Origin of the sequence: Streptomyces sp. A1136, assembly GCF_004795055.1 — a bacterium.
Lineage (GTDB): Bacteria > Actinomycetota > Actinomycetes > Streptomycetales > Streptomycetaceae > Streptomyces.
This window is the reverse complement of sequence record NZ_SSBJ01000025.1, coordinates 1-21,371: the sequence shown is the minus strand read 5'-3', so window position 1 is coordinate 21,371 and position 21,371 is coordinate 1. Positions and strand designations below refer to the sequence as shown.

The 21,371-nt window shown below is 72.1% G+C and carries 22 protein-coding genes and 1 pseudogene; 13 read left to right on the top strand and 10 right to left on the bottom strand.

Going from position 1 to position 21,371, the window contains the following annotated elements:
- Positions 1-9: 9 nt before the first annotated feature.
- Positions 10-432, bottom strand: a complete 423-nt coding sequence (locus tag E6R62_RS23605) for a DUF4345 domain-containing protein (protein ID WP_136215521.1) — start codon at positions 430-432, stop codon at positions 10-12.
- 83 nt (positions 433-515) lie between these two features.
- On the opposite strand from E6R62_RS23605, the gene E6R62_RS23600 reads away from it, so the two are divergent.
- Positions 516-1,154: a TetR/AcrR family transcriptional regulator gene (locus E6R62_RS23600; RefSeq protein ID WP_136215520.1), complete on the top strand. Its 639-nt coding sequence runs from the start codon at positions 516-518 to the stop codon at positions 1,152-1,154.
- Here E6R62_RS23600 and E6R62_RS23595 read toward each other — a convergent pair.
- Positions 1,151-1,519 (bottom strand): ArsC/Spx/MgsR family protein, encoded by a 369-nt coding sequence (locus E6R62_RS23595; RefSeq protein ID WP_136215519.1) that lies wholly within the window; start codon positions 1,517-1,519, stop codon positions 1,151-1,153. The two genes, E6R62_RS23600 and E6R62_RS23595, sit on opposite strands and share 4 nt — an antisense overlap.
- 107 nt (positions 1,520-1,626) lie before the next feature.
- Between E6R62_RS23595 and E6R62_RS23590 the strand changes: the two genes are divergently transcribed.
- Positions 1,627-1,881, top strand: a complete 255-nt coding sequence (locus E6R62_RS23590) for a hypothetical protein (RefSeq protein WP_136215518.1) — start codon at positions 1,627-1,629, stop codon at positions 1,879-1,881.
- A 55-nt stretch (positions 1,882-1,936) separates the two neighbouring features.
- Here E6R62_RS23590 and E6R62_RS23585 read toward each other — a convergent pair whose 3' ends face one another.
- On the bottom strand, positions 1,937-3,061 hold the full coding sequence (locus E6R62_RS23585) for a PP2C family protein-serine/threonine phosphatase (RefSeq protein ID WP_240801844.1): 1,125 nt from the start codon (positions 3,059-3,061) through the stop codon (positions 1,937-1,939).
- Between the two features lie 79 nt (positions 3,062-3,140).
- Between E6R62_RS23585 and E6R62_RS23580 the strand changes: the two genes are divergently transcribed.
- The 3 genes from E6R62_RS23580 to E6R62_RS23570 all read left to right on the top strand — a co-directional run bounded on the left by E6R62_RS23580 (position 3,141) and on the right by E6R62_RS23570 (position 6,314).
- Complete coding sequence (locus E6R62_RS23580) at positions 3,141-3,842, top strand: VIT family protein (protein ID WP_136215516.1); 702 nt, start codon at positions 3,141-3,143, stop codon at positions 3,840-3,842.
- A gap of 125 nt (positions 3,843-3,967) precedes the next feature.
- The gene (locus tag E6R62_RS23575; RefSeq protein WP_136215515.1) at positions 3,968-4,861 is read left to right on the top strand and encodes a TIGR01777 family oxidoreductase; all 894 of its coding nucleotides are present in this window, start codon (positions 3,968-3,970) and stop codon (positions 4,859-4,861) included.
- Positions 4,862-5,051: 190 nt separating this feature from the next.
- Positions 5,052-6,314: an FAD-dependent oxidoreductase gene (locus tag E6R62_RS23570; protein WP_136215514.1), complete on the top strand. Its 1,263-nt coding sequence runs from the start codon at positions 5,052-5,054 to the stop codon at positions 6,312-6,314.
- A gap of 25 nt (positions 6,315-6,339) precedes the next feature.
- Here the strand turns inward: E6R62_RS23570 and E6R62_RS23565 are convergent, their stop codons facing one another.
- Positions 6,340-7,779 (bottom strand): regulator, encoded by a 1,440-nt coding sequence (locus E6R62_RS23565; RefSeq protein ID WP_136215513.1) that lies wholly within the window; start codon positions 7,777-7,779, stop codon positions 6,340-6,342.
- Positions 7,780-7,953: 174 nt separating this feature from the next.
- On the opposite strand from E6R62_RS23565, the gene E6R62_RS23560 reads away from it, so the two are divergent.
- The 5 genes from E6R62_RS23560 (at position 7,954) to E6R62_RS23540 (ending at position 11,368) form a co-directional block, all read left to right on the top strand.
- On the top strand, positions 7,954-8,238 hold the full coding sequence (locus tag E6R62_RS23560; protein WP_136215512.1) for a hypothetical protein: 285 nt from the start codon (positions 7,954-7,956) through the stop codon (positions 8,236-8,238).
- A 97-nt stretch (positions 8,239-8,335) separates the two neighbouring features.
- Positions 8,336-9,133: a lipoyl(octanoyl) transferase LipB gene (gene lipB, locus E6R62_RS23555; RefSeq protein ID WP_136215511.1), complete on the top strand. Its 798-nt coding sequence runs from the start codon at positions 8,336-8,338 to the stop codon at positions 9,131-9,133.
- Between the two features lie 108 nt (positions 9,134-9,241).
- Positions 9,242-10,189: a lipoyl synthase gene (gene lipA, locus E6R62_RS23550; RefSeq protein ID WP_136215510.1), complete on the top strand. Its 948-nt coding sequence runs from the start codon at positions 9,242-9,244 to the stop codon at positions 10,187-10,189.
- 272 nt (positions 10,190-10,461) lie between these two features.
- On the top strand, positions 10,462-10,659 hold the full coding sequence (locus E6R62_RS23545; RefSeq protein ID WP_136215599.1) for a hypothetical protein: 198 nt from the start codon (positions 10,462-10,464) through the stop codon (positions 10,657-10,659).
- Between the two features lie 10 nt (positions 10,660-10,669).
- The gene (locus E6R62_RS23540) at positions 10,670-11,368 is read left to right on the top strand and encodes a DUF4191 domain-containing protein (RefSeq protein ID WP_136215509.1); all 699 of its coding nucleotides are present in this window, start codon (positions 10,670-10,672) and stop codon (positions 11,366-11,368) included.
- A gap of 482 nt (positions 11,369-11,850) precedes the next feature.
- Here E6R62_RS23540 and E6R62_RS23535 read toward each other — a convergent pair whose 3' ends face one another.
- Complete coding sequence (locus E6R62_RS23535) at positions 11,851-12,318, bottom strand: RDD family protein (protein ID WP_136215508.1); 468 nt, start codon at positions 12,316-12,318, stop codon at positions 11,851-11,853.
- 185 nt (positions 12,319-12,503) lie between these two features.
- Between E6R62_RS23535 and glnA the strand changes: the two genes are divergently transcribed.
- Together glnA and E6R62_RS23525 are read left to right on the top strand one after the other, a co-directional pair.
- A complete protein-coding gene (gene glnA / locus E6R62_RS23530) occupies positions 12,504-13,913 on the top strand; it encodes a type I glutamate--ammonia ligase (protein WP_136215507.1) in 1,410 nt (469 codons plus the stop codon).
- Positions 13,914-13,987: 74 nt separating this feature from the next.
- On the top strand, positions 13,988-14,305 hold the full coding sequence (locus E6R62_RS23525; RefSeq protein WP_136215506.1) for a MazG-like family protein: 318 nt from the start codon (positions 13,988-13,990) through the stop codon (positions 14,303-14,305).
- Positions 14,306-14,317: 12 nt separating this feature from the next.
- On the opposite strand, the gene E6R62_RS23520 is transcribed toward E6R62_RS23525, so the two are convergent.
- On the bottom strand, positions 14,318-14,971 hold the full coding sequence (locus E6R62_RS23520) for a TetR/AcrR family transcriptional regulator (RefSeq protein ID WP_136215505.1): 654 nt from the start codon (positions 14,969-14,971) through the stop codon (positions 14,318-14,320).
- An 86-nt stretch (positions 14,972-15,057) separates the two neighbouring features.
- Between E6R62_RS23520 and E6R62_RS23515 the strand changes: the two genes are divergently transcribed.
- Complete coding sequence (locus tag E6R62_RS23515) at positions 15,058-15,828, top strand: SDR family NAD(P)-dependent oxidoreductase (RefSeq protein ID WP_136215504.1); 771 nt, start codon at positions 15,058-15,060, stop codon at positions 15,826-15,828.
- 3 nt (positions 15,829-15,831) lie between these two features.
- On the opposite strand, the gene E6R62_RS23510 is transcribed toward E6R62_RS23515, so the two are convergent.
- From E6R62_RS23510 to sucB, 4 genes and pseudogenes are all read right to left on the bottom strand, one after another.
- The gene (locus E6R62_RS23510) at positions 15,832-16,350 is read right to left on the bottom strand and encodes a DUF4240 domain-containing protein (protein WP_136215503.1); all 519 of its coding nucleotides are present in this window, start codon (positions 16,348-16,350) and stop codon (positions 15,832-15,834) included.
- Between the two features lie 161 nt (positions 16,351-16,511).
- Complete coding sequence (gene aceE / locus E6R62_RS23505) at positions 16,512-19,196, bottom strand: pyruvate dehydrogenase (acetyl-transferring), homodimeric type (protein WP_136215502.1); 2,685 nt, start codon at positions 19,194-19,196, stop codon at positions 16,512-16,514.
- A gap of 220 nt (positions 19,197-19,416) precedes the next feature.
- Positions 19,417-20,040 carry a GntR family transcriptional regulator gene (locus E6R62_RS23500; protein WP_136215598.1) on the bottom strand — a complete coding sequence of 208 codons (624 nt, stop codon included), beginning with the start codon at positions 20,038-20,040 and terminating at the stop codon, positions 19,417-19,419.
- Between the two features lie 212 nt (positions 20,041-20,252).
- Positions 20,253-21,371, bottom strand: a pseudogene (gene sucB / locus E6R62_RS23495) (2-oxoglutarate dehydrogenase, E2 component, dihydrolipoamide succinyltransferase); the annotation flags it as partial.

The window sequence follows — 21,371 nt, the reverse complement described above, 5'->3', positions numbered from 1 at the left end:
GGGCGCGGGTCAGGTGCGCGCCGGCAGGGCCGACCGGGCCGCCTCCTCGTCCGCGTCCGCCAGCCAGAAGTACACAGGCGACAGGGTGAGTTCGACGACCATCAGCGCCACCTGGAACCCGTGGGGCCACCCCGCGACCGCGATCGACAGCACGCGGGCGAGTCCGCCGAGCAGGAAGACGCCGATCAGCACGCGTACGGCCGTCGCCGGCACGGGCGTCTGGCGGGCCACCCACAGCCAGGTGAGCCCGTACCCCGCGAAAGCGGCACCGAGGAACCGGCCGAGGCTGTCGACGGTCGCGCCCGCGTCCTGCGCGCCCGGGATTGCCGCGTTGCCGCCCACGACGTGGAGCAGGCCGATCGCCACGCAGGCGATCCCCATCGCCCGCGCGAGCAGCCTGAGTGCCTTCGCCTTGCCGCCCTTGCCGCCCATGCCGCACACCCCTCAGCCTTGGTTGACGCGTGTCTACTTAAGTTAGCGGCGCCTGGTAGACGTGTGTCAAGTAACCTGCGGGCGTGCCTCCTCCCACGCCCAAGCGCAAACGGCTCACACCGGCGGACCGCCGGGCCCAGCTCCTCGACGTCGGCGCACGCCTGTTCGCCGCCCGTCCGTACGACGAGGTGCTGATGGAGGAGGTGGCGGAGCGGGCGGGCGTGTCGCGCGCGCTGCTCTACCGGCACTTCGCGAGCAAGCACGACCTCTTCGCCGCCGTGTACCGGCGGGCGGCCGACGACCTGCTCGCCGAGACGCGTTTCGACCCGGACCGCACCTTCGTCGAGCAACTGGCCCAAGGCCTCGACGCGCACCTCGACTACTTCATCGCCAACCGGCACGCCGTCCTGGCCGCCAACCGCGTCCTGGCCGGCGACCCGGTCATTCAGACGATCATGAACGATGAACTGGACGCCCTCCGCGCGGGTTTGCTCACCGCGCTACCGCTCGCGGACGCCGATGCCCGGGAGGCGGTCTCCGGCGTCCTGGGGAGCTGGCTCGTCTTCGTGCAGGTGCTCTGTGTGGACTGGCTCTCCCGGGAGACCTGCACCCGGGCCGAACTGCGGGACGTCTGCGTCGGAGCCGTGGTGGGCGCCATCCGGCCCCTCCTCGGCTCCGACCCGGCCCCGGACTGGCCGCCGCCCCGGCCGGGCAAAACCTAGCGGCGGGAGAGGGCGTCGCGGACCGCGTCCTCGGAGCGGGCCACCACCGCCGTGCCGTCCTCGGCGGTGATGATGGGCCGCTGGATCAGCTTCGGGTGCGCCGCCAGGTGTGCGATCCAGCGCGAGCGCGCCTCCTCGGTCTCCTCGCGCGGCAGTTCCCGTACGCCCGTCTCCTTCGCCAGCGGGTCGGAGGTCCGGGTGATGTCCCAGGGCTCCAGGCCGAGGCGGCCCAAAACCTCGCGGATCTCGGCCTCCGACGGCACGTCCTCCAGGTAGCGGCGCACCGTGTAGTCGGCGCCCTCGGCGTCCAGCACGGTCAGCGCGGCGCGGCACTTGGAACAAGCGGGATTGATCCAGATCTCCATGCGCCCCAGGGTATCCGGGTGCCGTCTGGCCAGGGGCGATTGTCAGTGGGCCCCCGTAAAATCGAGGGAGCACGACAGGAAGCCAACTACCGTTTGGGAGGCTGTAGATGGCCGCTGCCGCGATCATTTCGATGCCCAAGAAGAAGCCACTGCCGGCCGGGCTGCCGCGCGAGTGGTACGAGAGCCACAACCGCCGTCTCAAGGCGATGCGGTTGGCGATATCCCTGCTCGACACGGGGACGTACGACGCCAAGCGCGCCACCAACCGGAAGATACGGACCATGGCGGTCCGGGTGGGCATCCACCGTCCGTCCAACACCACCTGCCGGATGGTCCGCTCCTTCATCCGCGACGGCGGCTGACACCAGGCGGCGGGGGCCGCCCGGCGGGCGTCGGTCGGAACCCACGGGCCGGGACCTACGGGCCGGGACCACGGGCGGGGACCGACGGGTCCGGCGCCGCAGCGGCCTCCGCCGCCGACAGCACCAGTACCGCCACGTCGTCGCCCGGGCCGCCCTCGGTGAAGGCCAGCAGGTCCCGCCACACCGCGCGCGGCAGCCCCTCGGGGTCCCTCGCCAGCGTCGGGACCCGATCAGCCAGCGGGTAGAAGTGCCCGGCGGCGTCGCGCGCCTCGGTGACCCCGTCCGTGTGGACGACCAACCGGTCGCCCGGGAGCAGCGGGACCTCCGTGATGCGCGCGGGCGCCGGGCCCGCGAGACCGAGACCCAGCGGTGGGCTGGGTTCCGCGACCAGTTCGCGGGCCTCGAAGTCCCGGAGCAACAGCACCGGCGGGTGCCCGCAGGAGGCGATCCGCACGACGTCCCGTTCCGGCGGGAACTCCAACAGCACCGCCGTCGCGAACAGCTCCGGGTGCTCCTCGGACCCGGTCGCCGCGTCCTCCAGGAGCCGCCGGTCCAACCGGGCCGCCACCGCCTCCAGTCCGGGATCGTCCAGCGTCGCCTCCCGGAAGGCGCCGAGCAGCGCGGCCACCGTGCCGACCGCCGCCAGCCCGTGGCCCCGTACGTCGCCGACCACCGCCCGCACCCCGTACGGTCCGGCCCGCACGTCGAAGAGGTCGCCGCCCACCAGGGTGCCCCGTTGGGCGGCCCGGTACAGGCCGTCGCAGCGCACCCGGCCCACCCGCTCCGGCACGGGCGGCAGCAGGGCGAGCTGCGCCGCCTCGGCGACCGTGCGGACGTTGACCAGCTGGGCGTCCCGGCGGCGCCGGACCCAGGCGATGACCACGCTGAGCAGGCCGACGGTGGCCACCGTGGCCAGGTCGGTCCCGCGGGCGTGCCCGACGCCCAGCCGGTGCACGCCGAGCAGGACCAGGACCACGCCGGCGAAGGCGGCCGTGCCGGTGGCCCCGTAGGAGAACGCGGCCACGGCGGGGAGCGCGGCCAGGAAATAGCCGAGTTCCTTGATGCCGGGGGTGAGCCACTGGACGCACGTCAAGACCACCAGGGCCACCAGGGGCGCGGCCCGGGCCCAGCGGGGCGGCGGCGCGCCCCGGAGCCGGCCGGGCTCCTCGCGTCCGTGCATCACCCCTCCACCCTGGCTCCGCCGGACGGGCGCCGCACGCCGGGTGGTGCCGAACGCGCCGGCGCACGACAGTGGTGCCGTGACGGAAACGGCGGACACCCGCAGCGCGACGATCAGCAGTCGGCTGAACTGGCTGCGGGCAGGGGTGCTGGGCGCCAACGACGGGATCATCTCCACGGCCGGCCTGGTGGTCGGCGTGGCGGGGGCGACGACCGCGCGGGGGACGATCTTCGAGGCGGGAGTGGCCGGGCTGCTCGCGGGGTCGCTGTCCATGGCGGCGGGGGAGTACGTGTCGGTCAGCTCCCAGCGCGACTCCGAGCGGGCCGCGCTGGAGACGGAGCGGCAGGAGCTGGTGGAGGAGCCGGAGGCGGAGCTGGAGGAGCTGACCGGGCTGCTCACGGACCGGGGGCTGAGCCCGCGGCTCGCGCGGGAGGCGGCCGAGCAGCTGACGGAACGCGACGCGTTGCGGGCGCACGCGCGGGTGGAGCTGGGGATCAACCCGGACGAGCTGGCGAACCCCTGGCACGCGGCCTGGGCCAGTCTGATCGCCTTCACGGTGGGGGCGTTGCTGCCACTGCTCGCGATCGTGCTGCCGGGGCCCTCGGCGCGGGTGCCGGTCACGGTGGCGGCGGTCCTGGCGGCGCTCACGCTCTGCGGGGTGGTCAGCGCCCGGCTGGGCGGCGCCCCGGCGGGGCGGGCCGTGGTGCGGAACGTGGGCGGCGGGGCGCTGGCCATGGCGGTCACGTACGCGGTGGGGACGCTGCTCGGCAACACCGGCTGACGGGTGGCCGGCCTGTCCGGCCCCGGGCTGACGGGCGCGAGGCGGACGGGCGCCGGGCCGGCCGGCGGCACGCCGTACGGTCCCCTTCGAAGCCGGCCACCGCCCCCGACCCGCACACTGGGCCCATGCGAATCGCCGTCACCGGATCCAGCGGTCTCATCGGGAGCGCCCTCGTACGGGCCCTGCACGCCGACGGGCACGAGGTCGTGCGCCTCGTGCGGCGCGCCCCCGCCCGGGACGGCGAGGCGACCTGGGACCCCGCGCGCGGGTACGTGGACCCCGCCGGGCTCGCCGGCTGCGCGGCCGTCGTGCACCTGGCCGGCGCCGGGGTCGCGGACCACCGTTGGACGGCCGCCTACAAGCGGGAGATCCGCGACAGCCGGGTGCTCGGGACCGCCGCGATCGCCCGGGCCGTGGCGGCGATGGAGGTGCCCCCGGAGGTGCTCGTCTGCGGGAGCGCCATCGGGTACTACGGCGACACCGCCGACCGCGTCGTCGACGAGGACGCCCCGGCCGGGAAGGGGTTCCTGCCCTCCGTCTGCGTCGAGTGGGAGGCCGCCGCCGCGCCCGCCCGGGCCGCCGGGGTGCGGACCGTGTTCGCCCGTACCGGCCTGGTGGTCTCCGCCGAGGGCGGCGCCTGGGGGAAACTCTTCCCGATCTTCCGCGCCGGACTCGGCGGCCGGCTCGGCAGCGGCCGCCAGTACTGGTCGCACATCTCGATGCACGACGAGATCGCCGCCCTGCGCCACCTCGTGGACACCCCGCGGCTGTCCGGCCCGGTCAACCTGACCGCCCCGGAGCCGCTGACGAACCGTGAGGTCACGGCCGCCATGGGCCGGGTCCTGCGCCGACCGGCGGTGTTCGCCGTCCCGGCCCCGGCGATGCGCGTGCTGCTCGGGGAGTTCGCCCAGGACGTGCTGGGCAGCCAGCGGGTGCGTCCCACCCGCCTGTTGGAGTCGGGCTTCGTCTTCCGCTACCCCGGCATCGACGCCTCGATCCGCGCGGCACTGGCCGGGTAGGGCGTGCTTCGACCCCGGCCACGGCGGCCCGGGGGGTAGCGCCGGACGCACATGTGCGACCGTTCGTGACCCACGTGCGACCGCGATGCGACCGGAGTTGTGCGCAATACCCCACAGGACTTGGGTTCTGCCGGAGCCGGAGTGGGGAAGGAGGACCCCACACAGCCGCGCCGACCTCGGGGAGGGGCACGTGCTCAGCAGCGCACACCACGCGGACGTAGTCATCGTAGGAGCCGGAGTCTCAGGACTCGCGGCCGCACACCACCTGATCGCCCAGGGGGTCACCGTCACCGTGCTGGAGTCCGCCGACGACCCCGGCGGCCGGATGGCCACCTCGTCGGTCGACGGATTCCGGCTCGACCGGGTCGGCCAGCTCCTGAACACCTCGTACACGGAGCCCGCCCGCACCCCCGGCCTGGACGCCCTCACCCTGCGCACCTTCGCGCCCGGCGTCCTCGTCCACGGCGCCGACGGCAGGCAGCAGCGCGCGGGGGCCCTCACCCCCGCCCGCGCGCTGGCCAGTGGCTCACTCGACCAGGCCCGGCTCAGCGCGGCCCTCGCCCGGCTCGCCGCCCAGCCCGAGGAACGCCTGCTCGCCCGGCCCGAACGCACCGCCCTCGCCGCCCTCGCCGCACGCGGCCTGCCCCCGCGCACCCTGGCCGGCGTGGTGCGTCCGCTCCTGGCCGCCCTGCTGCGCGACCCGGACCTCACCACCTCCAGCCGGGTCGCCGACCTCGCGCTGCGCGGCTTCGCCCGGGGCCGGTTGGCCGTCCCCGAGGGCGGCGCGGCGACCCTGCCCACGCTGCTCGCCGCCGGCCTGCCGCCCGGCACCGTGCACACCGGGGTCCGCGTGCGCTCGGTGGCGACCAACCTGGTCACCACCGAGCGGCACGGCGACTTCCGCTGCCGCTCCGCCGTCCTCGCCACCGGCGCCCGGGCCGCCGCCGAACTGCTGCCCGGACTGCGCGTGCCGGACTTCCACGAGGTCACCGTCGTGCACCACGCGACGCCCACCGCGCTGCCCTGGGACGGCTCGCTGCTCCTGGACGCCGACCCGAAGTGGCCCCTCGCCCACACCACGGTGATGAGCGCGATCGACCCGACGCGCGCCCCCGCCGGACGCGGCCTGGTCACCACCACCGTGCACGGGCCGCCGCCGCCCGCCCGGACGGTCGCCTCCCGGCTCGCCCGGCTCTACGACACCTCCACCCGGGAATGGGAGCTGCTCGCCGTCCACCACACCCCGGAGGCGGTGCCCGCCATGCCGCCGCCGTACGACCTGCGTCGTCCGGTGCGCGTGCTGGCCGGGCTGTACGTGTGCGGGGACCACCGGGACTCCAACACCGTGGAGGGCGCCCTGCACTCCGCCCGCCGCGCCGCGGCCGCCGTCCTGCGCGACTTCGGCATCCCCGTTCCGGCCGCCACCGAGCGCCCGCTGCGGGCGGCGGCCTGAACACGGCTCCCGGCCGGGTCACGGCTCACGCCAGAGCCGCGACCCGGTCCCGGTAGGTCCGTACCGCCGGCGCGTCCCGGTACGGCTCCAGCCGGCGCTCGAAGTCCCGTACGTACTCCACCGCCCGCACCGAACGCATCTCCATCGCCTGCTGCGCCGCCTCCGCGCCGAGCGCGCAGGCCTGGTCCAGCTCACCCAGCCCCAGCCGCGCGGTGGCCAGCACCACCCGGCAGAACAGCCGAGAGCGCGCGTACGCGGGGGCCCGCAGTTGCAGGGAGCGCTCCGCGTGCTGCGCCGACGCCCGGTACTGCTGGAGGTCCCGGTGGCAGTGCCCGAACTCGTCGGCGAGCTGCGCCTCGTCGAAGTCCCGGGCCCAGTGCGGTACGTCGTCCCCCGGCCGGGCCGCGCCCAGCGCCCGCTCGGCCCGCACCAGCGAGGCCGTCGCGGCCCTCACCTCGCCGAGCACCGCGTGTCCCCGCGCCTCCGCCGAGTGCAGCAGCGCCTGCACCACCGGCGGCGGCCCCGACCCCACGCCCTGCTGCGCGACCCGGGCCAGCTGTACCGCCTCGCGTCCGTGGCCGAGGTAGACCGCCTGCCGGCTCATGGTGGCCAGCACGTACGACCCGTACGGCCGGTCCCCCGCGGCCTGCGCCAGCCGCAGCGCCTGGACGAAGTACCGCTGGGCGAGACCGTGGGCGGCGATGTCGTACGAGGTCCAGCCCGCGAGCCGGGTCAGGTCGGCGGCGGCGGAGAACAGCCGCCTTCCGGTGGTCTCCCCGTAGGTGCCGCGGAGCATGGGCTCCGCCTCGTGCTCCAGGTACCGCACCAGGGCCTGACGCGCGTGCCCGCCGCCGTAGGCGTGGTCCAGCGCCCGGAACAGCTCGCCCACCGAGCGCAGGGCCGCGATGTCCCCGCCGGTCACCCGCTGTCCCGGACCGCGGTCGATCTGCCGCTGCCGGGGCACCGAGGCCCTGCCCTGGAGCGGCACGCGGGCGGCGACGGCGTCCGGGCCCCGTCCGACCCGCTCGTCGGCGCGGCCGATCAGCCAGTCCCGGCTGGGGACCACCAGCCCGGCCGGGGTGAAGGCGATCTTGCGCAGCTCGGCGTGGGACCCGGAGTCCTTGCGCCACAGCCCGCTGGCGATGTCCACGGCCTCCTCGGGGGTGGCCGCGAACTCCAGCCCCGCGTAGACGGGCGCGCAGGCGTCCAGCCCCAGGTCCTGCGCCGAGAGCCGTCTGCCCAGGCGCCGCGTGAAGACCTCCGCGATCAGCGCGGGCGTCGTGCCCCGGGGCTGCTGTCCGCGCAGCCAGCGCGTGACGGAGGTCTTGTCGTACCTCAGGTCGAGACCGTGCTCCAGGCCTAGCTGGTCGACGCGGCGGGCGAGCCCGGCGTTCGAGAATCCGGCTTCGGCGATCAGCGCCGCGAGCTGCCGGTTGGGGACACGCTGGGCAGGTCGTTCCGTCATCGGCTCCACGGTTTCCTGACGTGACGGACCGGAGTCACCGGCCCTGTGAACGGCGTGAATGTAGCGGCGAACTCCGTCCTTACCGCCCGCTCTGTCCCACATTCATCCGATCGTGTGCAGAACCGGTATGACCCTTTACGGATGCACCCCCTCCACCCACATAGGCTGCGACCCATGACCCGCCGTTCCACCGAGGCGCAGTTCCCCGACGACTACGCAGAGTCCGCCGCCCCGCTGCCCGCGCCGGAGCTGACGGAGGCGGAGTGCCGCCGTTGCGGCACCTACATCGCGGGGCTCGACGGGCGGTACGCGTGCGGGGTGTGCGGGTGGGTCAACGATCATTCGGAGGGCCACCGACGGCTGCCGCGCGCGGACGAGGACCCGGATAGGCCGCCCCCGGGGAGGCGACGGCCGAAGCGGCCGCCGGGGCCGTTGCCGGGGCCGTTTCCGGGGCGGTGAGGGGCCGCCGCCGGGGTCCTTAGGGGCCGCGCCGGGACCGCCGTACCCTTGCTGGTGCGATACGTGCACACAGCAGGTTCAACGAGGAGGCGCTGCGGTGACTGACCTTCGGTTTGTCCATCTGGGCTTCGGGCCGGATTACGTCGAGTACACCGAGGCCTGGGAAGAGCAGCGCCGCGTCCACGCCGCCCGCTTCGCGGACGAGATCGAGGACACCTGCCTGCTGCTGGAACACGAGCCGGTCTACACGGCAGGCCGCCGCACGGACCCGAGCGAGCGCCCGCTGGACGGCACCCCCGTGGTCGACGTGGACCGGGGCGGGAAGATCACCTGGCACGGCCCCGGTCAGCTGGTGGGTTACCCGATCATGAAGCTGCCCCGGCCGGTGGACGTCGTCGCCCACGTCCGCCGCCTGGAGGACGCCCTGATCCGCACCGCCGCCGACTTCGGCGTGGAGACCTCCCGGGTGGAGGGGCGCAGCGGGGTGTGGGTGCTCGGCGACCCGGTGGAGGAGCGCCCGGCGCTCGGCGGCCTCAGCCTGGACTTCGACCCCCGGTTGCACGACGAGCAGTTCGACCCCCGGCTGAACGGCCCCGAGTACGCCCCCTCCAACGCCGGCCAGCGGCGCGAGGACCGCAAGCTCGCGGCCATCGGCATCCGGGTCGCCAAGGGCGTCACGATGCACGGCTTCTCGCTCAACGTGAACCCGGACAGCACCTGGTTCGACCGGATCATCCCCTGCGGCATCCGGGACGCGGGTGTGACCTCGCTCTCCTACGAACTGGGTCGCGAGATCACCATCGCCGACGTGCTCCCGGTCGTGGAGCGCCACCTCAAGGACGTCCTGGAGCACGCGGAGCTGCGGCCCAGGGAGATAGAGCCGGCGGTCGGCTGACGCTCGGGAATGGTCCCGGCGGCCCTCGGGTTGCCCGACGTAAGAGCGTACGAAATTACGGGCGTACCCTGGTGGACGCCGAAGAATCGAAGTCACAGGGAGCCGGTCGTGTCCGCAGTCGCACCCGACGGACGCAAGATGCTGCGCCTGGAGGTCCGTAACAGCCAGACCCCCATCGAGCGCAAGCCCGAGTGGATCAAGACCCGGGCGAAGATGGGTCCCGAGTACACCAAGATGCAGGCCCTGGTGAAGGGCGAGGGGCTGCACACGGTCTGCCAGGAAGCCGGCTGTCCCAACATCTACGAGTGCTGGGAGGACCGCGAGGCCACCTTCCTCATCGGTGGCGACCAGTGCACCCGGCGCTGTGACTTCTGCCAGATCGACACCGGCAAGCCCGAGGCCCTCGACCGCGACGAGCCCCGCCGCGTGGGCGAGTCCGTCGTCACGATGGACCTGAACTACGCCACCATCACCGGCGTCGCCCGCGACGACCTGCCCGACGGCGGCGCCTGGCTGTACGCGGAGACCGTGCGCCAGATCCACGGGCAGACGGCGGGCCGCGAGGCCGGCCACACCAAGGTCGAACTGCTGGCCCCCGACTTCAACGCGGTGCCGGAGCTGCTGGAGGAGGTCTTCGCCTCCCGCCCCGAGGTCTTCGCCCACAACGTGGAGACCGTGCCGCGCATCTTCAAGCGCATCCGCCCGGGCTTCCGCTACGAGCGCTCACTCGACGTGATCACCAAGGCGCGCGCATACGGCCTGGTCACCAAGTCGAACCTGATCCTCGGCATGGGCGAGGAGCGCGAAGAGGTCACCCAGGCCCTGCGCGACCTGCACGAGGCGGGCTGCGAGCTCATCACGATCACCCAGTACCTGCGGCCCTCGCCGCGCCACCACCCCGTGGAGCGCTGGGTGAAGCCGGCGGAGTTCGTGGAGCTGGCCAAGGAGGCCGAGGAGATCGGCTTCTCCGGCGTGATGTCCGGGCCGCTGGTCAGGTCGTCGTACCGCGCGGGTCGCCTCTACCAGCAGGCGATGGAGAAGCGCGCGAACGTCTGACCGCCGACCGTGTGAAGTCCCGCACATGCGGCTACCAATCGGTAACACCGCGATGACGCGGCCCCTAGGCTCTTTACGTGAGAGCCCGGCGGGCCGCGTCGCCTTGTACAACGTGTCGATCACATTTGACCGGCCGGTCATGCCCTGGTAACACCGTTCAGTGACGATTGATCCACGCACCGCACACACCGACGCACACCGTTCCTCCCCGTGAGCACCGTTCCGTGAGCCGTTCCGTGAGCACTGTGAGCACCGTGAAAGGGATCGACATCATGCAGGCCGCGCCCGTACGCGCCATCGCCATCCCGACCTTCTCCGACGCCTTCCGCGGCATCGAATCGCTGCTCATGAGCGGCGCCCGCCGCAACGCGTGGACGGCCGTCCTCGAAGACCGCCGCAGGGCGAAGGACCGGGTCGAAACCGAACACGTACTGGAGGCCGCGGCGACCCGGACCCCGCAGGCCACGTAAACTTCGCCCTATGGCGAGGAAGTCAAACGCAGAGACTGCTGCGAACCCCGGGCGACTGAAGCAGATCGCCCTGACGTACAAGATGACGCGCAAGGCCGACCCCAAGGTCGGTCTGATCGTCGCGGGCCTGGGAATCGTCACCTTCGGTGTCTTCCTTGCGATCGGCTTCCTGATCGACCACCCGGTCTACCTGGGCATCCTGGGCCTCCTGGTGGCGTTCCTCGCGATGGCGATCGTCTTCGGACGACGGGCCGAGCGGGCTGCCTTCGGGCAGATGGAGGGGCAGCCGGGCGCCGCCGCGGCCGTCCTGGACAACGTGGGGCGGGGCTGGACGACCACTCCGGCCGTCGCCATGAACCGCAGCCAGGACATCGTCCACCGGGCCGTCGGCAAGGCGGGCGTGGTGCTGATCGCGGAGGGCAACCCGAACCGGGTCAAGAGCCTGCTCGCGGCCGAGAAGAAGAAGCTCGCCCGGATCATGCCCGACATTCCCGTCCACGACTTCATCGTGGGTAACGGTGAGGGCGAGGTCCCGCTCAAGAAGCTCCGTACGACGCTGCTCAAGCTGCCGCGCGTACTGGCCGGCCCGCAGATCACGCAGGTCAACGACAAGCTCCGGGCCATGGGCGACCTCATGAGCAACATGCCGATCCCCAAGGGCCCCATCCCCGGCCGCGCCCGCGGCGGCCCGAGGCCGCCCCGCGGCTGACCGCCGACAGGAGTTCGCGGGCCGAGGGCGTGAAGTCCCGCCCGGCCCGCGACCCCCGGCACCGCGCCTCGCCGCGATGTCCGAAGCGCCCGCTTACGCGCAGTAGGCGGGCGCTTCTGCGCTGTGCGCACGGCACCGGACGCCGCGGGTCGCGCGGGTTCTCCTCCGGCTCCACCCCGGTCGCCCTCGGGCTGCCCCGGCAGGGCCGTGCCGGGCTCGACCGCCACGACCCGGGGCGCCGGTTCGTCCTGCCCGCCCACCGGGGATGACAGGGGCGTCGACTCGGACATCCGGTCGCCCGCCGCACGGCGACGGCGGCACCCACGCACGGCCGGGTGAGGGGCCGGCGCGAGGGCGCGCCCGTGTCGGCATTGCATACGAGGCGCACGGGGTATGAGAAAGGGCCGCCCGGGAGGTGGTCACCCCCCGGACGGCCCCGCGCGTCCCGATCGTCAGATCCGCACCTGTCAGATCCGCACCTGTCAGATCCGCACCTGGACGGCGCGCGCCAGCCGGTCGTGCAGGCCGCGGCCGTCGCGGTCCCATACCAGCGCCGGGATGACGAGGGCCAGCAGGACCGTGCGCAGCAGCACACGCGCGACGCCGAGGCGCCCGCCGTCCTCCGCGACCACCCGGAGGCCGACGATCCGCTTGCCTGGGGTGAAGCCCACGGTGGCGACCGTCAGGACGGACAGGACCACGAAGACGGCCAGCGTCCAGTTGCCCGTGGCGCGCAGGTCGCCGTGCGTGATCAGCCCGTAGGCGATCAGCTGGCAGCCGACCCAGTCGATGGCCACGGCCCCGAGCCGGCGCCCGAACCGCGCCACGGACCCGGGCCCCGACTGGGGCAGGCCGAGACGTTGGCCGCGGTAACCGAAGTCGACGCCCATGTCCTCGGCGGCCGCGCGGGGGCCGGAGAGCCACGATCCGATTGCTTGCCTGTTGTCCACTCGACCACGGTACCGGTGGCGCTCCACGCGACCTGGACGGGCCCCTGGTTAACTTGTGCGAAACAAATGGGTCATGCTTGAGAAATCCCGTCTGCTTATGGTCGGGTCAGCGTGCGGCACCGCACTGACGCACCACGAGCTATACAGCCCGTCCCTGCCCCGGGGTCGGGAGTAGGAGGAGTTGGATGTTCCAGAACGCCGACGAAGTGAAGCAGTACATCGAGGAGAACGACGTCAAGTTCGTCGACGTCCGCTTCTGCGACCTGCCTGGTGTGATGCAGCACTTCACCATCCCGGCTCGGGCGTTCGACCCGGCCGAGGAGCTCGCCTTCGACGGCTCCTCGATCCGCGGGTTCCAGGCCATCCACGAGTCCGACATGGCTCTGCGTGCCGACATCACCACCGCGCGTCTGGACCCGTTCCGCAAGGACAAGACGCTCAACATCAACTTCTTCATCCACGACCCGATCACGGGTGAGGCCTACAGCCGCGACCCGCGCAACATCGCGAAGAAGGCCGAGGCGTACCTCGCGTCCACCGGCATCGCCGACACCGCGTACTTCGGGCCCGAGGCCGAGTTCTACGTCTTCGACAGCGTCCGCTTCGCGACCTCCGCGAACGAGTCCTTCTACCACATCGACTCCGAGGCCGGCGCCTGGAACACCGGTTCCGAGGAGAACAACCGCGGCTACAAGGTCCGCTACAAGGGCGGCTACTTCCCGGTGGCCCCGGTCGACCACTTCGCGGACCTGCGCGCCGAGATCTCCCTGGAGCTCGACGCCCAGGGCCTCCAGGTCGAGCGCCAGCACCACGAGGTCGGCACCGGCGGCCAGGCCGAGATCAACTACAAGTTCAACACGCTGCTGGCCGCGGCCGACGACCTGATGCTCTTCAAGTACATCGTGAAGAACGTCGCCTGGCGCAACGGCAAGACCGCGACCTTCATGCCGAAGCCGATCTTCGGTGACAACGGTTCGGGCATGCACGTCCACCAGTCCCTGTGGAACGGCGGCGAGCCGCTGTTCTACGACGAGGCCGGCTACGCGGGTCTGTCGGACACCGCCCGCTACTACATCGGCGGCATCCTCAAGCACGCCCCGTCGCTGCTGGCGTTCACCAACCCGACGGTGAACTCCTACCACCGCCTGGTGCCCGGCTTCGAGGCCCCGGTCAACATGGTGTACTCGCAGCGCAACCGCTCCGCCGCCATGCGCATCCCGATCACCGGCTCGAACCCGAAGGCCAAGCGCGTCGAGTTCCGCGCCCCGGACCCGTCCTCGAACCCGTACCTGGCGTTCTCGGCCCTGCTGCTGGCCGGCCTCGACGGCGTCAAGAACAAGATCGAGCCGATGGAGCCGATCGACAAGGACCTCTACGAGCTCTCCCCGGACGAGCACGCGAGCGTCCCGCAGGTCCCGACCAGCCTGGACGCGGTCCTCAAGGCCCTCGAAGAGGACCACGAGTACCTCCTCGCCGGCGGTGTCTTCACCCCCGACCTGATCGAGACCTGGATCGACTACAAGCGCACGCACGAGATCGCCCCGATCGCCCTGCGCCCGCACCCCCACGAGTTCGAGATGTACTTCGACCTCTAAGCCGCGCCGCCGAAGCCCCGGCCTTCTCCACGGAGAAGGCCGGGGCTTCGCCGTTTCCCGGCTAGGTTCGGCGCATGGACGATTCCTGGAAGACCGTCGCCGCGCTGGCGGCCCGCTTCGACGAGCACGACCGGGCGCGGGGGGTGGCCCGCGAGGAGAGCGTCACGGTACAGATCCTCAAGATCGGCGAGGAGTTCGGCGAGGCCGCGCAAGCCGTCATCGGGGCCAAGGGCAGCAATCCGCGCAAGGGCGACTCCCACACCTGGGACGACGTGGAGGCGGAGGTCGCGGACGTGATCGTCACGGCCATGGTCGCCCTCGCCCGTCTGCGCCCCGACGCCCCGGCGTTCTTCGCCGCCCACCTCCGGGAGAAGTCCGCCCGGTTCCTGTGAGGGCGCTCGGGCTCAGCGCAGGAGCGGGGTGGTGCCCGTGAGGGCGTGCAGGCAGCGCAGGGCGAGTTCGGCCGGGGAGCCGGGGCCGGAGGTGGGGGCGTCGGTCGCCGACCAGAGTTCGAGCGCGATCCGGATGGAGTCGGTCGCCGCCGCGGCCAGCAGGCGGATGTCGAGGGGGTCGGCGTCCGGGCCGGCGAGCCGGGCGATGACCGGCACCAGCCGCTCCTCGGAGTCCTGGTTGACCCGGTACCAGACCCCCCGCAGGGCCTCGTCGGTCGCCGCCGCGCGGAGCAGGCCGCGGGTGACCTCCAGGCCCTCCTCGACGGACTGCAGGTCGCTGAGCGAGCGGGTCACCGCACGGTCCAGCGCCTCCGCGAGCGGGGTGCCGGGTTCCTCCTCGGCGAGGAGCGCGCGCCATGCGTCACCGCCGCCCGCCAGCAGCGGGGCCACGGCCTCCTGCTTGTTGCGGAAGTAGCGGTAGAAGGTGCGCAGCGCCACACCGGCCCGGTGGGCGATGTCCTCGGCGGTGGTGCCGTCCGGGCCGTGCTCGGCGAAGAGTTCGCAGGCCGCGCGGGCGATGTCGAGCTGCGTGGCGGCCTTGCGTCGCTCGGTCAGCGACTGCGCTCCGGGGCCGGCCTGGGGGGTGTACGGACGAGGGGATCTCACGGGTGAAGCCTACCGCCCGGGAGTCCCACTGCCTGCACGCTTTGACACTCTGGCAAAACGTGTCACTACGCGGGTAGGCTCCTCCCATGAACCGTTACGAAGGACGTCGCGTCCTCATCACCGGCGGCGGCTCCGGCATCGGCCGGGCCACCGTCCACCGCATCCTCGCCGAGGGCGGACGCGTCCACACCGTGGACGTCAGCGAGGCCGGCCTGAAGGCCACCGCCGAGCAGGCCGGCGCCGACGGGCACGCGGACCGGCTGACCACCGCCGTACTCGACATATCCGACGAGGCGGCCGTGCGGGCCGGCGTCAGCGCCGCCGTCGACGCCCTCGGCGGCCTCGATGTCCTGGTCAACGCCGCCGGCATCCTGCGCTCCGCGCACACCCACCAGACCACCCTCGACTTCTGGAACAAGGTCATCTCGGTCAACCTGACCGGCACCTTCCTGATGATCCGCGAGTCCCTCCCGGCCCTGCTGGAGGGCGACCAGCCGGTCGTCGTCAACTTCAGCTCGACCTCGGCGTCCTTCGCACACCCCTACATGTCCGCCTACGCGGCCAGCAAGGGCGGCATCCAGTCGATGACGCACGCCCTCGCCGCCGAGTACAGCAAGCAGGGCCTGCGCTTCGTCTCCGTCGCCCCGGGCTCCATCGAGAGCGGCATGACCACCGGCAACGGTCCGGGCCTGCCCGAGGACACCGACTGGAGCCTGTTCACCAAGCTCGCCCCGGCCCTCGGCCAGGGCTTCGCCGGCCCGCAGACGGTCGCCGGCGTCGTCGCGATGCTCGGTTCCGAGGACGGCGCGTTCATCACCGGTACGGAGATCCGCATCGACGGCGGCACGCACTACTGAGCGTCAGCTCCTGAACCGCTCCCACAGCCGGGGGAAGCGCTCCGCGAGCACGGCTTCGTCCTCGAAGTCCAGCGGCGCGCCCTCCGGCTCGGCCGCCTGCAGCGCGATGCCCAGGTCCGGCGCGACCGAGCCCGTCAGCTGCTCGTACGCCTCGTCGGCCGCGTACCCCAGCTCCTCGCCGTCCCCGTCGATCTCCTCGTCGAAGTCGGTGAGCAGCTCCGCGAGCGCGTCCGGGTCGTGCACCCCGCCCTCGAACACCTCCCGCCCCTGGCCGATCAGCCAGCACCGGAAGTAGTCGAACGCGTCGTCGCTCGCCCCGTCGAGCAGCACCCAGGCCGCGCCCCACAGGTCCCACGTGTACGCCCGGTTGTACCGGGACTCGAAGTGCCGCGCGAAGTCGAGCACGGAGTCCGGGTCGAGCTGCGCCAGCCGTTCCACGAGCAGCTCGGCGTGCTCCTCGGGGTCGCCCTCGGCGGCCTCGCGGGTACGGTCGACGATCTCCCAGAACTCCGTCTCGTCCATCACGGCTCCAGCATCACGGGTCCACCCCCGCGCCGCCACCGCTCATACGGCCAAAGGCCGGTGAACGCCCCCCGCGTGGCCGCAAAGCCCCGACACGGAAACGGCGAGGCGGCCCGCCCCCTCCAAGGGACGGACCGCCTCACCGGTGTACCGCGCGGGGCCTACAGGCCGTAGCGCTCCCGGGCTTCCTTGATGGCGGACGCCGGGACCTCGCCGCGGCGGGCGAGCTGGGCCAGCGCGGCCACCACGATCGACTGCGCGTCGACGCCGAAGTGGCGGCGGGCTCCCTCGCGGGTGTCGGAGAGGCCGAAGCCGTCCGTGCCCAACGAGGTGTAGTCCTGCTCCACCCACTGGCTGATCTGGTCCGGTACCTGACGCATCCAGTCGGAGACGGCCAGGACGGGGCTGGTGACGCCCTCCAGCGCGCGCGTGACGTACGGGGTGCGCATCTCGCCGCGCAGCAGCGCCTCGTCGCACTCCAGCGCGTCGCGCCGCAGCTCGCCCCAGGAGGTGGCGGACCAGACGTCGGCGGCCACGTTCCAGTCGGCGGCGAGCAGCCGCTGCGCCTCCAGCACCCAGTGGATCGCCGTACCCGAGGCCATCAGCTGGATCTTCGGCGAGTCGGCGGCCGGGGCCGCCTCCGCCAGGTCCGCCGCCGTGTTGAAGCGGTAGAGACCCTTGAGGATGCCCTCTTCGACGCCCTCGGGCATCGCCGGCTGCACCTTCGGCTCGTTGTAGACCGTCAGGTAGTAGAAGACGTCTTCCGGCTTCTCGCCGTACATGCGGCGCAGACCGTCCTTGACGATCACCGCGATCTCGTACGCGAAGGCCGGGTCGTAGTTCAGCGACGCCGGGTTCGTGGACGCGATCAGGTGCGAGTGGCCGTCCGCGTGCTGGAGGCCCTCGCCGGTGAGGGTCGTACGGCCCGCGGTCGCGCCGACGATGAAGCCCTTGCCGAGCTGGTCGGCGAGCTGCCACATCTGGTCGGCGGTGCGCTGCCAGCCGAACATCGAGTAGAAGATGTAGAACGGGATCATCGGCTCGCCGTGCGTCGCGTACGACGTACACGCGGCGATGAAGTCGGCCATGGCGCCGGCCTCGGTGATCCCCTCGTTGAGGATCTGGCCGTCCTTGGCTTCCTTGTAGTACATCAGCTGGTCGCGGTCGACCGGCTCGTACGTCTGACCCAGCGGCGAGTAGATGCCGGCGGACGGGAAGAGGGACTCCATGCCGAAGGTACGGGCCTCGTCCGGGACGATCGGCACCCAGCGCTTGCCGGTCTCCTTGTCCCGCATCAGGTCCTTGACGAGCCGGACGAAGGCCATGGTGGTGGCCATCTCCTGCTTGCCGGAGCCCTTGAGCAGCGGGGCGAAGGAACGCTCGGCCGGCGCGGGCAGGGCCACGTGGTGGACCTTGCGGGCGGGAGCCGGGCCACCGAGGGCCGCGCGGCGCTCGTTCAGGTAGCGGACCTCGGGGCTGTCCGCGCCCGGGTGTCCGTACGGGACCTGGCCGTCGGCGAAGGCGCTGTCGGGGATCGGGAGGTCAAGGAGGTCACGCATGTCCTTGAACTCGTCGATCGTCAGCTTCTTCATCTGGTGGTTCGCGTTCTTCGACTCGAACCCGGCGCCCAGCGTGTAGCCCTTGACGGTCTGCGCGAGGATGACGGTCGGCGCGCCCTTGTGTTCGAGGGCGGCCTTGTACGCGGCGTACACCTTGCGGGGCTCGTGGCCGCCGCGGGAGCTGTGGAAGCACTCGGCGATCTTCGCGTCGGACAGGACGGCCGCCAGCTGCACGAGCTCGGGGTTCGCGCCGAAGAAGTGTTGGCGGATGTAGGCCACGTCGCGGGTCGCGTACGTCTGGAACTGCGCGTCGGGTACCTCGCGCAGGCGGCGTACCAGCGCGCCCGTGGTGTCGAGCTGGAAGAGCTCGTCCCAGGCGGAGCCCCACAGCGACTTGATGACGTTCCAGCCGGCGCCGCGGAACTGGGCCTCCAGCTCCTGGACCACGCGGAAGTTGGCGCGGACCGGACCGTCGAGGCGCTGCAGGTTGCAGTTGACGACGAAGGTCAGGTTGTCGAGCCGCTCACGGGAGGCGAGGGCCAGGGCGGCGGTCGACTCGGGCTCGTCCATCTCGCCGTCGCCCAGGAAGGCCCAGACGTGCGAGTTGGCGGTGTCCTTGATGTTCCGGTTTTGCAGGTAGCGGTTGAAGCGCGCCTGGTAGATCGCGGAGAGCGGGCCGAGGCCCATGGACACCGTCGGGAACTCCCACAGCCAGGGCAGGCGCCGCGGGTGCGGGTAGGAGGGCAGACCGTTGCCGCCGGACTCCTGGCGGAAGTTGTCGAGCTGCTGCTCGGAGACACGTCCGTCGAGGAAGGCGCGGGCGTAGATGCCGGGGGAGGCGTGGCCCTGGATGTAGAGCTGGTCGCCCGATCCGTCGGCCTCCTTCCCGCGGAAGAAGTGCTGGAAGCCGGTCTCGTAGAGCCAGGCGGCCGAGGCGAAGGTGGCGATGTGGCCGCCGACGCCGTACTTGGAGCCGCGGGTCACCATCGCGGCCGCGTTCCAGCGGTTCCACGCGGTGATCTTGGCTTCCATCTCCATGTCACCGGGGAACTCGGGCTCCGCGGAGGTGGGGATGGTGTTGACGTAGTCCGTCTCCAGCAGCTTCGGCAGGGCGAGGCCCGCGGCTTCGGCGTGCTGGAGGGTGCGACGGAGCAGGTATTCGGCGCGGCGCGTACCGGCGGCCTGTGCGACGGCGTCGAGGGAGGCCGCCCATTCGGCGGTCTCCTCGGTGTCGCGGTCCGGGAGCTGGTCGAGCTCGCTCGGAAGCTTTCCTACGGGGTCGGACATCGGTGTGCGCCGCCTTCCGGACAAAGGAGAGGTGGTGAAGAAATCCCTGACGGGCAGGACAGGGTCGACGGACCCGGGTAGGGGTCCGCGATGACTGTAAGTCGCTGATCGATGATCGATCAAACGAATGTGGCGAAGAAATGTCGATCCGGCGAAAGTCGGCACCGGGTGCCATGAAAATAGGCACCCAGTGCCGGTCAAACTAGGACAACTCAACCGGTCAGGCTCGGGGCGCACACCCCAGGACATGCCGCTTCACCAGCACGCCGATGTCCGGATCCTGGTTGCGGAAGGCCTCCACGAGGGCGGCGTGCTCCTCCGCGTACGACTTCTGCACCGTTCCGAGCCAGCGGATGGACAGCGCCGTGAACACCTCGATGCCCAGGCTCTCCCAGGTGTGCAGCAGCACGCTGTTGCCGGCGGCCCGCACCAGCTCGCGGTGGAAGCCCACCGTGTGCCGCACCTGCGCCGTCCCGTCCTCGGTCCGGTCCGCCTCCCACAACGCGGCCACGTGCGGCTCCAGCGCCGTGCAGTCCGCCGCCAGGCGAGGCGCCGCCAGTTCGGCCGCGATCTGCTCCAGACCGGCCCGGACCGGGTAGATCTCCTCCAGATCGGCGGCGGAGAGGTTCCGTACGCGGACCCCCTTGTTCGGCGCCGATTCGATCAGCCGCAGCGTCTCCAGCTCGCGCAGGGCCTCGCGGACCGGCGTCTGGCTGACCTCCAGCTCGACGGCGATCCGCCGCTCGACGATCCGCTCGCCGGGCTTCCAGCGGCCGCTGACGATCCCCTCCACGATGTGCTCGCGGATCTGCTCGCGCAGCGAGTGCACGACGGGTGGGGTGATCATCGGCGCTTCATCTCCTGGGGCCGCGCGGGGCTGATGCGTAGACAATACGGCGGTGTCGGCCGACGCGATGCGTTCCTGGTCAGGGACCCGGGGTGAGGCTCGTTACAAGGCCGGAAGACATCGGGACGGACGACGGCGCCCCCGCCCGGAAGGTTCCGGACGGGGGCGCCGTACGCGACAGCTGTGCGGCTACCGCCGCGGCTGGTTCCCTACAGGCCGAGCTCGACCTCGAACTCGCCGGCCTCCAGGATGGCCTTCACGGCCGAGAGGTACCGGGCCGCGTCCGCGCCGTCCACCAGGCGGTGGTCGTAGGACAGGGTCAGGTACGTCATGTCACGGACGCCGATGACGGTTCCCTCGGGCGTCTCGATGACCGTCGGACGCTTGACGGTGGCACCGATGCCCAGGATGGCGACCTGGTTCGGCGGCACGATCACCGTGTCGAACAGCGCGCCGCGCGAGCCGGTGTTGCTGATGGTGAAGGTCGCGCCCGACAGCTCGTCCGGCGTGATCTTGTTACCGCGGACCTTGGCGGCCAGGTCGGCGGTCGCCTTGGAGATGCCCGCCAGGTTGAGGTCACCGGCACCCTTGATGACCGGGGTCATCAGGCCCTTCTCGGAGTCCACGGCGATGCCGATGTTCTCCGAGTCGAAGTAGGTGATGGTGCCCTCGTCGTCGTTGATCCGGGCGTTGACGACCGCGTGGGCCTTCAGCGCCTGGGCGGCGGCCTTGACGAAGAACGGCATCGGCGAGAGCTTGACGCCCTCCCGGGCCAGGAAGGAGGCCTTGGCCTTCTCACGCAGCTTCATGATCTTGGTGACGTCCACCTCGACCACGGAGCTGAGCTGCGCCTGCGTGTGCAGGGCCTTCATCATGTTGTCGCCGATGACCTTGCGCATGCGGGTCATCTTGACCGTCTGACCGCGCAGCTCCGACGTCGCGGCCGGGGCCTGGACGGCGGGGGTGGCAGCGGCGGCGGCCGGAGCCGGGGCGGCGGCGGCCTTGGCGGCCTCGGCGGCGGCCAGGACGTCCTGCTTGCGGATACGGCCACCGACGCCGGTGCCCGAGACCGTGGACAGGTTGACGCCGGCCTCCGAGGCGAGCTTGCGCACCAGCGGGGTCACGTACGCGCCCTCGTCACCGGCCGTGGCCGGGGCGGCGGGGGCGGGCGTGGCGACCGGGGCCGGGGCGGCAGCCGGGGCCGATCGGCCGTCACGGAGCGTCACCCAGCGGTGCCGGCCCTGCCGGGCATGTCGAGCGAGCCGGAGAATCCGTCGATGCCGACCTCGTCCTCCAGGCCCGCGCCGGGGGCACGCGACTTCCGGGCC

What these genes read in the sequence shown, in the direction of transcription:
- E6R62_RS23605 (WP_136215521.1), bottom strand. Translation starts at nt 432, where the DNA reads ATGGGCGGCAAGGGCGGCAAGGCGAAGGCACTCAGGCTGCTCGCGCGG.
- E6R62_RS23595 (WP_136215519.1), bottom strand. Translation starts at nt 1,519, where the DNA reads ATGGAGATCTGGATCAATCCCGCTTGTTCCAAGTGCCGCGCCGCGCTG.
- E6R62_RS23590 (WP_136215518.1), top strand. Translation starts at nt 1,627, where the DNA reads ATGGCCGCTGCCGCGATCATTTCGATGCCCAAGAAGAAGCCACTGCCG.
- E6R62_RS23585 (WP_240801844.1), bottom strand. Translation starts at nt 3,061, where the DNA reads ATGCACGGACGCGAGGAGCCCGGCCGGCTCCGGGGCGCGCCGCCGCCC.
- E6R62_RS23575 (WP_136215515.1), top strand. Translation starts at nt 3,968, where the DNA reads ATGCGAATCGCCGTCACCGGATCCAGCGGTCTCATCGGGAGCGCCCTC.
- E6R62_RS23565 (WP_136215513.1), bottom strand. Translation starts at nt 7,779, where the DNA reads ATGACGGAACGACCTGCCCAGCGTGTCCCCAACCGGCAGCTCGCGGCG.
- E6R62_RS23560 (WP_136215512.1), top strand. Translation starts at nt 7,954, where the DNA reads ATGACCCGCCGTTCCACCGAGGCGCAGTTCCCCGACGACTACGCAGAG.
- E6R62_RS23545 (WP_136215599.1), top strand. Translation starts at nt 10,462, where the DNA reads ATGCAGGCCGCGCCCGTACGCGCCATCGCCATCCCGACCTTCTCCGAC.
- E6R62_RS23540 (WP_136215509.1), top strand. Translation starts at nt 10,670, where the DNA reads ATGGCGAGGAAGTCAAACGCAGAGACTGCTGCGAACCCCGGGCGACTG.
- glnA (WP_136215507.1), top strand. Translation starts at nt 12,504, where the DNA reads ATGTTCCAGAACGCCGACGAAGTGAAGCAGTACATCGAGGAGAACGAC.
- E6R62_RS23525 (WP_136215506.1), top strand. Translation starts at nt 13,988, where the DNA reads ATGGACGATTCCTGGAAGACCGTCGCCGCGCTGGCGGCCCGCTTCGAC.
- E6R62_RS23515 (WP_136215504.1), top strand. Translation starts at nt 15,058, where the DNA reads ATGAACCGTTACGAAGGACGTCGCGTCCTCATCACCGGCGGCGGCTCC.
- E6R62_RS23510 (WP_136215503.1), bottom strand. Translation starts at nt 16,350, where the DNA reads ATGGACGAGACGGAGTTCTGGGAGATCGTCGACCGTACCCGCGAGGCC.
- aceE (WP_136215502.1), bottom strand. Translation starts at nt 19,196, where the DNA reads ATGTCCGACCCCGTAGGAAAGCTTCCGAGCGAGCTCGACCAGCTCCCG.